At 62.2% G+C, this 12,645-nt stretch carries 13 protein-coding genes and 1 pseudogene; 7 read left to right on the top strand and 7 right to left on the bottom strand.

Annotated features, from left to right (window positions below; genetic code table 11):
* Positions 1–278: 278 nt before the first annotated feature.
* On the top strand, positions 279–866 hold the full coding sequence (locus AC1MFI_RS13805; RefSeq protein ID WP_479817585.1) for a recombinase family protein: 588 nt from the start codon (positions 279–281) through the stop codon (positions 864–866).
* On the top strand, positions 863–1,594 hold the full coding sequence (locus AC1MFI_RS13810) for a DinB family protein (protein WP_479817586.1): 732 nt from the start codon (positions 863–865) through the stop codon (positions 1,592–1,594). Before AC1MFI_RS13805 ends, AC1MFI_RS13810 begins: the two co-directional genes overlap by 4 nt.
* 244 nt (positions 1,595–1,838) lie before the next feature.
* On the opposite strand, the gene AC1MFI_RS13815 is transcribed toward AC1MFI_RS13810, so the two are convergent.
* The 3 genes from AC1MFI_RS13815 to AC1MFI_RS13825 form a co-directional block, all read right to left on the bottom strand.
* A protein-coding gene (locus tag AC1MFI_RS13815) for an IS3 family transposase (protein WP_479820887.1) occupies positions 1,839–2,986 on the bottom strand; the annotation gives its coding sequence in 2 pieces (ribosomal slippage) (positions 1,839–2,707 and positions 2,707–2,986; 1,149 coding nt in all).
* A 245-nt stretch (positions 2,987–3,231) separates the two neighbouring features.
* Positions 3,232–5,160 (bottom strand): sensor histidine kinase, encoded by a 1,929-nt coding sequence (locus AC1MFI_RS13820; protein ID WP_479817587.1) that lies wholly within the window; start codon positions 5,158–5,160, stop codon positions 3,232–3,234.
* 130 nt (positions 5,161–5,290) lie between these two features.
* Positions 5,291–5,914 carry a TetR/AcrR family transcriptional regulator gene (locus AC1MFI_RS13825; RefSeq protein ID WP_479817588.1) on the bottom strand — a complete coding sequence of 208 codons (624 nt, stop codon included), beginning with the start codon at positions 5,912–5,914 and terminating at the stop codon, positions 5,291–5,293.
* Positions 5,915–6,221: 307 nt separating this feature from the next.
* Between AC1MFI_RS13825 and AC1MFI_RS13830 the strand changes: the two genes are divergently transcribed.
* Positions 6,222–6,644: a DUF7793 family protein gene (locus AC1MFI_RS13830; RefSeq protein WP_479817589.1), complete on the top strand. Its 423-nt coding sequence runs from the start codon at positions 6,222–6,224 to the stop codon at positions 6,642–6,644.
* A 39-nt stretch (positions 6,645–6,683) separates the two neighbouring features.
* Positions 6,684–6,974, top strand: a pseudogene (locus tag AC1MFI_RS13835) (DUF302 domain-containing protein); the annotation flags it as partial.
* Positions 6,975–7,295: 321 nt separating this feature from the next.
* Here the strand turns inward: AC1MFI_RS13835 and AC1MFI_RS13840 are convergent.
* The 3 genes from AC1MFI_RS13840 to AC1MFI_RS13850 form a co-directional block, all read right to left on the bottom strand.
* On the bottom strand, positions 7,296–7,652 hold the full coding sequence (locus AC1MFI_RS13840) for a YciI family protein (protein WP_479817590.1): 357 nt from the start codon (positions 7,650–7,652) through the stop codon (positions 7,296–7,298).
* A gap of 61 nt (positions 7,653–7,713) precedes the next feature.
* Positions 7,714–8,193: a mycothiol transferase gene (locus tag AC1MFI_RS13845; RefSeq protein ID WP_479817591.1), complete on the bottom strand. Its 480-nt coding sequence runs from the start codon at positions 8,191–8,193 to the stop codon at positions 7,714–7,716.
* On the bottom strand, positions 8,190–8,591 hold the full coding sequence (locus AC1MFI_RS13850) for a VOC family protein (protein WP_479817592.1): 402 nt from the start codon (positions 8,589–8,591) through the stop codon (positions 8,190–8,192). The genes AC1MFI_RS13845 and AC1MFI_RS13850 overlap by 4 nt, the downstream gene beginning before the upstream one ends.
* 367 nt (positions 8,592–8,958) lie before the next feature.
* Here AC1MFI_RS13850 and AC1MFI_RS13855 point away from each other — a divergent pair, with 367 nt between their 5' ends.
* Complete coding sequence (locus AC1MFI_RS13855; protein WP_479817593.1) at positions 8,959–9,423, top strand: AAA family ATPase; 465 nt, start codon at positions 8,959–8,961, stop codon at positions 9,421–9,423.
* A 32-nt stretch (positions 9,424–9,455) separates the two neighbouring features.
* Here AC1MFI_RS13855 and AC1MFI_RS13860 read toward each other — a convergent pair whose 3' ends face one another.
* Positions 9,456–10,544: a DNA glycosylase AlkZ-like family protein gene (locus AC1MFI_RS13860; RefSeq protein WP_479817594.1), complete on the bottom strand. Its 1,089-nt coding sequence runs from the start codon at positions 10,542–10,544 to the stop codon at positions 9,456–9,458.
* Positions 10,545–10,681: 137 nt separating this feature from the next.
* Between AC1MFI_RS13860 and AC1MFI_RS13865 the strand changes: the two genes are divergently transcribed.
* The gene (locus tag AC1MFI_RS13865) at positions 10,682–11,518 is read left to right on the top strand and encodes an alpha/beta fold hydrolase (RefSeq protein ID WP_479817596.1); all 837 of its coding nucleotides are present in this window, start codon (positions 10,682–10,684) and stop codon (positions 11,516–11,518) included.
* Between the two features lie 89 nt (positions 11,519–11,607).
* On the top strand, positions 11,608–12,513 hold the full coding sequence (locus tag AC1MFI_RS13870; RefSeq protein WP_479817597.1) for a GNAT family N-acetyltransferase: 906 nt from the start codon (positions 11,608–11,610) through the stop codon (positions 12,511–12,513).
* Positions 12,514–12,645 lie beyond the last annotated feature (132 nt).

Consider the following 12,645-nt stretch of genomic DNA (forward strand, 5'->3'; position numbering starts at 1 on the left):
AGTTGATTCTCCAGTGGTTGGTGCTTTCTCCGAATAACTTGCCCGAGATGATGCCCGGTGAATGTCCCTATACGAACGCTAGTGGGGAACGCCAGCTCTTGGAAGGGTCTCGTCAAAGGATCCTTTGACTGGATGTGTTGGTGAGGTCCGGCTCCTGCGAGGTGTTCTCAGCATCGGCGCGAAATCGTGGGCTGCCGTGTTGTCTCAGCAATATGTCTCACGTCGGCTATTCTCATCAAAGCAGAAACAGGCCTTTGATGAGTTTGAGGAGTGCTGGGATGGGCAGTATCGGGTATGCCAGGGTTAGTACCCTGGAGCAGAACGCGGATTTGCAGCATGCTGCGCTGACGGCAGCGGGATGCGACCGGGTTTTCACCGATCACGGTGTGAGCGGAACGTCGGCCAGTCGGCCGGAGCTCGACAAGCTCCTCGATCACCTACGAGCTGGTGATGAGGTGGTGGTGTGGAAGCTGGACAGGTTGGGTCGCAATACCCGGAACCTGCTGGCCCTGATCGATGATCTGGAACAGCGGGGTGTGCACTTTCGTAGTGTCACTGAGGGCATCAGCACCACAGGTCCCATGGGGCGGGCGATGCTGACCGTGATGTCCGCTTTCGCGCAGCTGGAGCGTGACCAGCTCGCGGAGCGCACCAGGGCCGGCATGGCCGCGGCCGCAGAGCACGGACGGAAGGCCGGGCGACGAGAGGTCACCGCCGCCGACTTTAAGGTCAGACGCGCTCACGACCTCAAGGCCCAGGGGTTGGCACCGGCCGATATCGGAAAAATCATCGGAGCCAGCCGTGCGACGGTATACCGCTATCTCAGCATTGAACTGTCCCCGATGGCGCTGATAATGGAGCGATGACAGCGTATTCCGGCACGAGGGAGTTCGAAGGGGCGACCTTCGTCAGGGCGAACTTCAAGGGTGCCACCCTGCGATTCTCCGACGTCAGCGGTGTGACGATGCGCGGGGTCGACGTGGACGGACTCGACATCGACAGCCACGACCTATTTTTTGGCAGCCTTTTGGTCAACGGGGTCGACGTGGTGCCGCTCGTGGACGCCGAGCTCAACCGGCAGTTCCCGGGCCGTGAGCTGCAGAAGTCACAGACACCCGAAGGTCTACGGGAGGGCTGGGTCGCTGTGCAGTCCGCGTGGCAGGACACGGTGACGAGCACGCCGCCGGACCTGGTGGATGCTCATGTGGAGGACGAGTGGTCCTTGGCGCAGACCTTGCGGCACCTTATCCTGGCGACAGACGCCTGGCTCCGCGGCGGGATCCTGCAGATACAGCAACCGTTCCACGAGATCGGGCAGATCTTCACCGGCGCGGACCAAATGGGCTTCGACATGTCGATCTTCCGTGTGGACCCACCCGGGTACGAGGAGATCCTCGAGGTACGGGCCGAGCGACAACTGCAGGTAACCAACTTCCTGGCCACGGCCACAGCGGAACTACTGGCGGAGGAACGCGACAACCCGTGGGGCGGTGATGATTGGCGTCCCAGCGTCGGTGACTGCATCCGCGTGATCCTGGAGGAGGAGTGGGCGCACCTGCGCTACATCCGACGGGATCTCGCTCGCATTCGTTGAGCCATCGGTAGCGAGCGAGCGAGGGCTGCGGAGCAGGTTCACCGTCTTCAACACGTCGACCAGTGATTGTCCGAGCCGATCGACGCGCCATATGACAACCGCGTCGCCCTCGTCTGCGTACCACCTTGGGGTTGGTGATGACCGGACCATGACTAGAAAAGCCTTATTTCCCGGCCACCACCTACACCCGCTTACGGCACTAGGGACTGCCCACGGTTTGGTTGACTCGTGGGGTTGATAGTTTCTAGGCGGCTAGCGCCATGTTGTTGATTGTCTCAAACTCGATCGGCGTGAGTTTGCCGAGTGCTTTCTGCCGTCTCCGGCGGTGATAGGTCCGTTCGATCCAGGTGATGATGGCAAGGCGGAGTTCCTGTCGGGTTTCCCAGCGTTTGCGGTTCAGGACGTTCTTCTGCAGCAGGGCAAAGAACGATTCCATGGCTGCGTTGTCACCGCACGCGCCGACTCTGCCCATCGAGCCTTGCAGCCCGCTGGTATGCAGCGCGGAGACGAATTTCCGGCTCCTGAATTGGCTGCCTCGATCCGAGTGCACGATTGTTCCCGAGGGGTTTCTAAGCGCTACGGCGTGGGCCAGCGCTGCAACGGCGAGGGAGGCCTTCATGCGTCCGTCGATGGAGTAGCCCACGATGCGGTTCGAGTGCAGGTCCTTGATCGCGCAGAGGTAGAGCTTGCCCTCGTCGGTACGGTGCTCGGTGATGTCCGTGACCCACCGGGTATCCCGGGCAGCGGCGGTGAAGTCCCGCTCGAGCAGGTCATCGTGGACCGGCGGGCCCGCCTGGCGTCCGCCGACCCGCTTGCGGTGGATGACCGAAAGGATGCCGTTGGCCGAGCACAGCCGCCAGATACGCCGCTCGCTGGCCACCTGGGTTGCGCCGGCGTTGAGCTCGTCGGCGATCAACCGGTACCCGAACGCTGGATCATCGGCGTGAACAGCGAAGGCGGCGTTGATCAGATGCGCTTCCTCCCAGGCCCGGTTTGGGACTGGGTTGGCCTTCCACTTATAGAAGGCTTGCGTGGAGAAGCCAAGTACCCGGCAGGTCACCGTGACGGGGACACCGTCAGCGGCCAGTTCACGGACCAGCGGGAACATCATTTTGGGTTGACGTCTCGGGAGAGATACGCGACGGCCCGGCGCATCACCTCGGCTTCCTGCTCGAGGAGCCTGATCCGTTTGCGGGCCTCGCGCAGCTCGGCGGACTCCTCCTTCGCCGCTTGAGCCTTGGGATCGTCCTCTTCGTCGGCTTGCTTCAGCCACCGATGCAGGGCGGCTGGTGAGACGCCGAAGTCTTTGGCGATCCTGGTCAGCGGTGCTTCGCCTTTACGGGCGACTGCGACCACGTCGCGGCGGAACTCTTCGGGAAAAGCCTTCGGCATGATGAACATCCTTCCACCCGCGAGGCTCATCCTCACAGGTCAGGAATCAACCAAACCTTCAGCAGTCCCCTATGGGTCCAGCACGTGCTGCCATAGGTGCATCCCAACCGTAAGTGACCGGAACCGCCAACCTGTGCGGGAGATCCTGGGTTAGCCGGAGGAAGCGCGTGAGGCAGGTTCATCCTTGCTGTGGATCATGACGGACAGGATGTCGGGGCAGAGGTAGGGCCGGGCCGGAGCGGGTGTTAGGGCAGCGATAGTGGTGTGGTCAGGGGCAGTGTGATCAGGACGGTCGTGCCCGAGTCGGAGTCTGAGTCGGGGGCGTTTGCGGGTCGAGGTCTCGATGTGATGGTGATGCTTCCTTGATGGCGGTCGAGGATTTGTTTGCTGATGGTCAGTCCGAGTCCTGATCCGGTCGCTGAGCTGCGTTTGATGTTCGAGCCCCGGTAGAAGCTTGTGAACAGGTGCGGTAGATCCTCGTCCGGGATGCCGGTCCCGGTGTCTTGCACCGTGATCAGCGCGTGCTCCGTCCGATCGGCACCAACCTCGTGAGGTGCGTGGTTTGGTCTTTGCTCCGGTGCCTGATCTGGTTCGAGGCCGTGGTCGCTGGCTGCACTGACGGTAGTGCTGACGGTGACGGTGATGGTGCCGGTGGGGGCGGTGAAGTCGAGGCTGTTCCGCAGGACGTTGCGTAGCGCTTCCTCGAGCTGGCCGCGGTGGCCTGTCACGATTACCGGCTGAGTGGGCACGTCCGCGGTGAGCTGGATGTTCTTGGCAGTCATGAGGGCCTTCAATCCGGTTATGACTGTGTGCATGACGTCGACGAGGTCCACGGGTGCCGGTGTGGTGCGGGGCTGGTCCAGAACGGAGACGGTCAGGATGTTCTCCACCAACTGGTTCAGGCGCGCGGTGTTGCGCTGGATGATGTTCAGCGTTTCACGGCGGTGTTCCGGAATGGGACCGAGGAATCCGTCGGCGACCATTTCCAGGTGGCCGGTGATCGTCGCCAGGGGGGAGCGGAACTCGTGGTTGATGGTCGCCACGAAATCGTCTTTCAGGAAGTTCAGGTACGCCAAACGCTCGAGGGCCTCGGCGTTACGGGCGTGCAGTCTGACCTGCCGCAAAGCCCTCACGAAGTTCTCCCCGACGTGCTGCATAAGGGCCGAATGCACCTCGGACCACGCCACAGGGCCGGTGTCACTGATCAATTGCACGAGACCGGCCACCCGGCCGGCCTCTCCCAGCGGGACAGCGATCGTGCACGAGGGTACGTCGTCCTGATCCTCGGGATGCTCATCCATTGACGGCTTGCCAACGCTGACCGCCGACGGCTCGTAGGCGTCAGCCGCGTCCGCGTCGTCCTCATTGTCAGCATCGTTGTGGGAGTTTTTGCTGGAGGGTGCGTTGAAAGTGCCGATCTGCGAGTTGTTCCACAGGTGGTGTGCGAGGTTCTGGGCGTCAGTGCCGGTCACCCCTGGGGAGGGTAACCCCTCAAGCACGGCCGGCCACAGTTCAGTGGAGACGCCGGTCCTGTCGTCATCGAACAGGTCCAGACAGACCCGGTCAGCCGCAAAGGCCTGTTCGAGACCGCTGACGAAGACTTTGGTCAGCTCACCATGGCTTCGGGGATGAGCATCGGCAGTGGTACCTGCAGCGGACCCAGTGGAGGTGGTGGAGGCGATGTGTGCCATGGCGGTGGAGACGGAGCGGACCCGGGCACGCAAAGCGTTCGTGGTTTCTTCGGTGGCGGCAACATGTGCTTGTCGGGCAGCGATGATGCGCAGGCGATGGATCAACTCATCGGTAGAGGCAGAGGTCGACACGAAGTCCGCGACCCTGTGGCGCAGGTACTGTTCGATACTGAGCTGGTCCGGGGTTTGCAGCAACACCATGACCGGTATGCCGGCAAGATGCGGGCAGTCCTGCACCAGGTCCAGCCCAACCGGTCCTTCACCGGCGGTCACGTCCACCAACACCACGTCAGGGCGGGCAGCAGGTGTCGGTGTGTCAGGGGTGGACGCGGGGATGATCCGGAGGTGCGGATCAGCGGCGGTGAGAGCCGTGCTTAGTGCTGCGAATCGAGGAGAAAAAGCCCCTGGAGGTGCGATGATCAGGCCAAGGATCAGCCTGGGTGGCACCTCAAGCGAGCGTGAGATATGCGCTTGTTCGGTCATTACTCACCGTTCCCTACAGACCCCTGCTGAGCCAGGTGTCACTGATTTCACTGTAGGGGGTCAGAACAGCGCCTTCCTGCACCATCCATCAGCGTCATGGCTCAGAGGCTGATGGGGTTCAGGAAGTTGATTAGATCGTTGGGGTTGGTGGGCTGGGGTTGGCCGGTGAGTGCAGGGTGATAAGGGTTTCGCCGAGTCTTCTGATCCGTGATCCGCTACTGGTGTCGCCGCCTACTGCCGAGACGACGGTGCCTTGCATGAGGGTCAGCCAGCACCGGGCGAAATCATCCGGATCGACAAGGCCCATCTGTGTGGCTGCGGCTTCCACACTGGAGCGGATGTCCTCGAGGTAGGCCCGGCTCACAGTGCCCGCCCGATCGCGGGGGTCTGCTTCGAGCAGGGCGCGCAGGTACGGGCATCCGGTGAAGTCAGGGGACTGGAACCATTCATCGAAGATCTCAAAGATTGCCAGGAGCTGCTCCCGGCCCGTGGTTCCGCGGCGTTCGGACTCCGCGGACAGATAGCCGATCGTGAAGAGCTTTTGCCGGCGTTCAAAGAATGCCTCGATTAGATCGTCCTTGGACGGGAAGTGCCGGTAGAACGTTGCCTTGGCCACGGAGGACGCGGCAATTATTTCGTTGACACCTACCGCCCAGACCCCTCGTTGCAGGAACAAGTCGTATGACGCGGTAAGAATCCTCTCCCGAGCACCCGCCACCGCCGGCGCATTTGACCGCCCCGTCGTCTTTGGCATTCCTAGTGCTCCTGGCACTTCCAGCGATGCCGGTGATGCCAGTGGTGATGCTGGCGATATCGGTGATGTGGCGCTCAAGGTTCCCCTTCGGTTCGGTCTGCTTTGAATCTACCGGGCGCATGGATTCCCTGCACAGACTGGTCTGTCTTGGGGTACGGTGAAGTGTCCGGTTGTTCCCCCAGCACCCGGACACATGGATGAGGTGTGAGACCCAATTCCCGAATGCGGGCACCGGCGGAAGCTTCCTTTTGCCGGTGCCCGTTACTTGTTGGGGGCACAGTGCAGAGAGGCCGGCGCGGGAGGATCCATGGAAGATCAGCCGTTCGCCGTGTCGACCCTGCCCGCGGAGTCTTGTATTCCAGCGCCGTCCTACGATGCCTTCACCGCGAGCATGGACGGTGCGGTGCTGCGCGTGTCCTGGGACCACAGTGCGACCGTGAGCGAAGAGGATGCTCTGTCGCTGATCGATCGTGCCAAGGATGTGTGTCCGGGCGCGGGTGTTCCGATGCTGGTCGAGCTCAACGCGATGGTCTCACTCTCGCGGGCCGCGCTGCAAACCTTCGCCACCGACCTGCAGGTTCCGGCCATGGCCCTGGTGGGTACATCCGTCGTCGATGAGACGCTGGCGGTCTTCTTCATCCGGGTACACGAACCGCCCTATCCCACCCGGTACTTCACCACAGTGCCCGCCGCCCGGGACTGGTTGACTACGTACGCTCATGACACATAAACCCGCTGGCAGGGGTACTGCGCGGACTTGACCCTCCGGCGTCTAGGCGCGGAAGCGGGCGAGGCAATCGGTGACTACGTGATCCTTGTGGGCCTGCAACCCCAACCTGGCCAGCAAATCCCTGGCAGCTGAACCCGAACTCGGCGCCCTGCTGCCGTGCAACGTCGTGGTCCGCAGCGTCGATAAGGAAAACACAACGGTTGAGGCCATCGATCCGCAGACCATGGTCCAGCTCAGTACCAGCCCCCAAGTGCGCGAAGTGGCAATGACGCCGACGCGCGACTACGCGCAGCACTGTCATCTCTCGCCGAAGAATTCCCCACGATCTAAATAGGGCGCCTACTTGCGCCGAGTCCAACACCTTCCAGCATGGACGCCCCACTAACTATGGGGCGTCCATGCTGTTAACAGTCAGGATGAAGCCACCATCCCCCGGCACGAAAACGGGGCCCAACACGACATACATACACCGCCAACCACTTACAAAATCCCGCCATCCGCACGAAAACTCACAGGCGGGCTCTTGAGAGATGCTTGCTTATCGGCGGTGAGCGCATAGAACGAGTTCTGCTACCCGGGTTTGGGCAAAGCTGTGGGCGGGAGCGTTGCCTGACCAAATGACCACTCGGGCATCCTTGCCCATGGCCCGCCCTACGGGCTCTTGGTGATGATCCCGCCGCTATGGATGGGGCGTACTTCGACGCCGCCGGTGTTGGTGCGGACGGCCGGGTTCAGGCGGGCAATCGAGATTGCGGCGTCGAGGTTGGGTGCTTCGATGACGTAGAAGCCTGCGACGAACTGGTCCGCCGGCACAAATGGTCCCGCTGTTGTGCCGTCGCCCCGGATGGAGACCGCATTGGCTCTGGGCGTGAGGGCGTAGGCGAGAGACATCGATCCTGAGGCTTGGAGGTCTCGGGCGTGCTGGTCGTTCTCCTCGAGGTCAGCTTCAGCGGCTTCGAGGGCGTGGAGGGCCTCGTCTGCGTAGATGAGGACGGCGAAGGCAGGCATCGTATGGACCTTTCGGTGAGGCTGCAGCTGCAGCTGCAGGAGTCGTTCGGGGTGGGGCCGGTTAGTTCACGATGAGGTACTGGTGTCCATCGATGAGTTCACGCACGATGTCGAGGTGGCCGGCGTGGACGGAGGTTTCCGCGAGGACGCGAAACACGACCTCGTGGCCGTCTTCCATGGGCAGTTGGCCGAACTCGGCGGCTGGGGGCCACCAACGGGGAGGCGCATCCAGGTCGACGTCGCCGAGAACGAGATCACTGCTGGTGATCTGTTCGCAGTAGATACGAACGGCGTCTTCGCCGGTCATGGGTGTTGAATGCCAGCCGTCATGCAGGGCTTCGATCGCTGTGGGGTTCGCGCCGAGGACGGCCGAGATCCAGAACATCTCGTCGTCGAACGCAAGATGGTTCAGCAGACGGATCACTGTCCACCCCGACGGGACGAGCGGTGCGCTCATTTGCTGCTCTGTCAGCCCTTCGACGGCATCCAGCACATGGTCTCGTGCGGCCACCAAATGTGCGAGCAGCTGGGTGTCGCTCACGCTTTCGACTCGTAACCGATCAGCCATCGGAGCCCGTGCCGGTCGGTGACCTGGCCGTCCGCACCGTCCCACGGCCTTTGCACCAGGGGATCGATCGCTGTGGCGCCGACACTGAGTTTGTCGAACCACTCATGCAACACTGCCGGCTCGGCTGTGCCCAGTAGGGAAAGCAACAGACCCTCACATCGAACCGAGGGCTCGCCCTCCGGAGTGTCCGAACCAGCGAGGGAAACGACACCACCGAGGACTCCGTGGGCGACGGCATCCGGTGGGCCGTCCGTCCGGCTGTGATCCTTGTAAGAGTCCAGGGACAGCTCGCCTCCGAAAACATCGGCATAAAAGCCGAGCGCTTCCCTCGCGGTTCCGGGAAAGCTGATGTAAACCAGGGGTGCGGCCACGGCGATTACTCCTGACGTTGATTCTCTACGGTAGGCCGGATGGCCTTCCACTACCTCTTAGACGGTTCTGCGATAGTAAACTCATCGGCCCGCTAGTAGTGACACCTACTACCCGTTGAATCAGGGGTAGTAGATGTCACTCACGCTGACCCTTGAGATGTCTTAGAAAGCTTTAGGTTTTCGAGACATGTCAGCAGACAGCCGACCGGAACAGACGTTGCAGTTGAGGTACCCGTGCGCCCATTTTCATCGTTCTGGCTAAACGTCCCTTCGCCGGTCTGACGGTGCTGGTCGTGGGAAGGGGCTTCAGGAGATGCGGAGAACGCCGGCTCATGGGCACCCTAGCGCACCGGCTACGCTGGCCGGCATGTCTCGAATTCTGATCACCGGCATGTCAGGGGCAGGAAAGACAACAGTGCTGCATGAGTTGTCTCGGCGGGGCTACCGAACGATCGACACCGACTACGACGCCTGGGTGCTTCCTGACGGAACATGGGATGAAGCGCGCATGTCGGCACTTCTCGCGTCTAATTCGTCCCTGGTTGTCGCGGGCACTGTCGAAAATCAAGGGCGCTTCTATGACCGCTTCTCCGATGTTGTTCTCCTGAGCGCGCCGGTAGAAGTCCTCATCGAGCGAGTCTCGGTTCGCACGAACAATCCCTACGGCAGCTCAGAGACTGACCAGTCCGAGATCCGCCAATACGTTCTCGACGTAGAACCGCTGCTTCGGAACGGGGCGACCCTCGAACTCGATGGTCGTCAACCGGTCGCAGAACTGGCGGATGAGGTTGAACGTTTAATCGCGGGTCCTTTCAAACCTGATGCCCGATAGGCGATCCCTACACCGGACAGGTTCCCCTCGCCTCAATGACCTTCAAGCTCGAGCTCGCGCCCGAGTGCTTCGGACAACCAATCGGCAGCGGTGGCCACCGACGAGGGCGCGGCGCTCATCCCACCGAACCAGCTGATCCGGATCGTGCTGCGGTGGACCTTCCAGGTCCCTCCGACCCGCCCGCCAATCAGAATAAGATTCGCCCCGCCAGTAGCGATCCCCCGATGCTTGGCAGGCACGATGGAGGTCGCTGACGTGCCGGCACCGAGGACCCACTGATCGGATCCTGGCAGCAGCACCACCTGGTGAGATTCGGCCGCAGTCGCGATGGGCTCGACGTGCTCACTCAGGCACAGCGCCTCAACGCCGTCGATCCAGACCGTGGCCAGCTCGGTGTCGATCTCATCGATCCAGCCTGCGATGCGTTTGCGCCCAGCGCTCAGACCTTCACCCAGCCAGTACTGGATCCGATCCGGAGTGGTAGGCCCATACGCCGCGAGGTAGGCGCGGATCGCCCGAGGCCCCGCATCATCGAGCTCAGCTAGCCCGGTCCAGCCGGGCACGGACTCGAGAAGCTGAAACCTGGACGCACCGTCTGAGGGGCTAAAGCACAGGTCGCCCTGCCACCCGAACGGTTTGAGGAACGTGTGGGACCTACCAGCGAAGGCTGGCTTTAGATGTCGGTAAGCCGGGTCCTTCGCGACAGCCTCCGCCAGCTCATGCTGGGTCAGGGGACCGGCGACCAGCGCCTCGCGCACCGTCGCGCGCAGGCGCGGCCACTCCTCGGGTTCGATACCGTAGTGGCTGCGCCAGCTTGACCGCTCCCACTGCCGACCTGCGCAACGTAACGCAAGATGGACCGCTGCCGACGAAGGGGTCATAAGGTGTGTGGCTCCGCGAAACGCGTACGTCGCGAAGACGCGTCCCTCCGTCATCGCAGTCTCGACGTCGCCCGGGGTTGGACGAGCCAGCCGCAACCGGATTGAAGTTGCAGCGTCTCCGGACCACGAGGGCAAGGCCACAAGTCGATCCACGACATCCTCGACCGTTGCTGCTCGCTCGTCGTCGAGATACTGACGGCGCAGGCGCCAACCCAGTGCCGACGCCCAGGTCGCAGCCATGAACTAAGGGTATGCCTCTCCGGCGCCATCGGCATTCAGCTGCAGCCTGACTGCCCGTAAGCCGAGCGGCTTGCGGGCGCCCCGCGAGGATGAGGGGACTCTGTTGATGGGCTGATGTTTGAAGTAGGTTCGGGCTTATGGATGCTCAGCAGCTCATGGTTAGGGCCTTGGATGGGAATCAGTTTGCTGTGACCCGGTGGCCGGGGCCGGGGCCTACGGTTGTCTTCTTGCATGCTGGTGTTGCTGATCGGCGATCCTGGATCACGGTTGCGGATGCGCTTCGGGGTGATGGTCTCGACCTGATCGCCTATGACAGACGCGGCTACGGCGACACCGCGGCTGCTGCGAACTCGTCGTCATTTACGCATGTGGATGACCTGCTTCAGCTCATCGACGAACTCGCCCTGGAGCGCGTTCTTCTCGTCGGCAACTCGATGGGCGGGGCCCTCGCGCTTGATATGGCGCTGCTGCATCCTGATCGCGTTAAGGAAGTGGTGCTCATCGGTGCTGCGGTATCGGGCATGACCGATGAGGACACTCCATTCGCGTGGAAGCCGGACGATGCCTCGGAGCCACTGATGGTACGTGCGGACGACCCACAGGCGACAGTTGAAGACAGGATCCGGGCGCTTGCCCACCTGTGGTTGGACGGTCCAGGATCCGAGGAAGGCCGGGTCGGCGGTGACGCCCGCGCCCTCTTCGAGGCGATGAACCGGAGAATCTTGACGGTTGCTGCCCCTGACTCCGCCGGCAGTGCTGGCGTTGATGCTTGGACCCGACTCGGCGACGTGGCGGTGCCGGTGCTGTGTACCTGGGGCGACCTGGACTTGCCCTGCGACGTGCCGTTCTATGAGGAGACAGCGCGCCGGATCGGGCAGGAGGCAGTCCGTGTTTTACCCGGCGTGGCACACCTGCCCAGCTTGGAACAGCCCGCACTCATCGCAGGAATCGTCCGTGACGCCGCGCAGAACTAAGACTTCCTATGAGGGATGCATATACGGATTAATGCGATGAAGTTACTGACGGTGTGGTTCGGCGCGGTTGCGGTGGAAGGCTAGGACTCATGGATGTCAGAGTGAGAACGCCGCAGGTTGACGAGCTCGATCAGATTCTTCGTGTGCTGAATGAGTGGCAACATGACAGCGGACCACTGCATCTGCACCCGGGTGATCTGGGTTGGTACTCACTCCGTGGATCCACGGCCACTGCCGCTGCAACGCGGGTGTGGTCGCGCGGTGATACCGCTTTGGCGATCGCGCTGATCGACGGTCCTCAGCTGCTGCGGTTTGCGATAGACCCGGCGCTGCACGAGGACGAATCTCTTGCTCGTTGCATAGTTACGGATGTTGGGGAGGCAGTAACGGGTGTCCTCGATGCGGGAAGCGCGACCATTGAGGCGCGCGGTGCATCGGCTCTTTCTACGCAACTCGCGATAGCGGGATGGTCACCCGACGAACCATGGACGCCATTACGGCTTGATCTGGCAGAGCCGGTCGCTGATCTGCAAGGGCTCTTTGACGTTGCAGGCGTTCGTTTCGAGACTGTTGAACCGGGTCGCACCGACGAGTGGGTGGCTGTTCATTGGTCAGCTTTTCGTGGAACGCCGATGCCGGACGAACGGCTTCGTAACTTCGTGGCCGGATGGCGGGCAGCCGCTGAGGGCCCCTTCCTCGACTTCGGGCGCATCCTGTCGCTCTACGGCGACGGCGGTGTAGTCGCCGTCGCCGCGGTGTGGTCGGCTGGGGCAGGGCGTCCCGGTCTCATCGAGCCGATGGGTGTGCATCAGGATCACCGTGGTCACGGATACGGCACGATGATGACGCGCGCTGCCGCAACGGCGCTTCGTGAGATGGGTTCATCGAGCGCCATTGTCTGTGCAGAGAGTTCTAATGTCGGAGCGTTGTCCACCTATCTGTCGGCCGGATTCTTGGCTTACCCCGAGGTCACCGACTGGCGCCGTGATTCGTGACGCCTCGCAAAGCCCGCGTCGTAGCACTGGACCATCCTTGTTCGAACTGCTCCGGCCTGGTCAGCAACAATCTGACGACAGTTCTCTCGATCAAAGGGAACGCGGTGCGAGCATCCTCACAATGAGGAGATG

Source organism: Arthrobacter sp. BC5 (genome assembly GCF_056680255.1).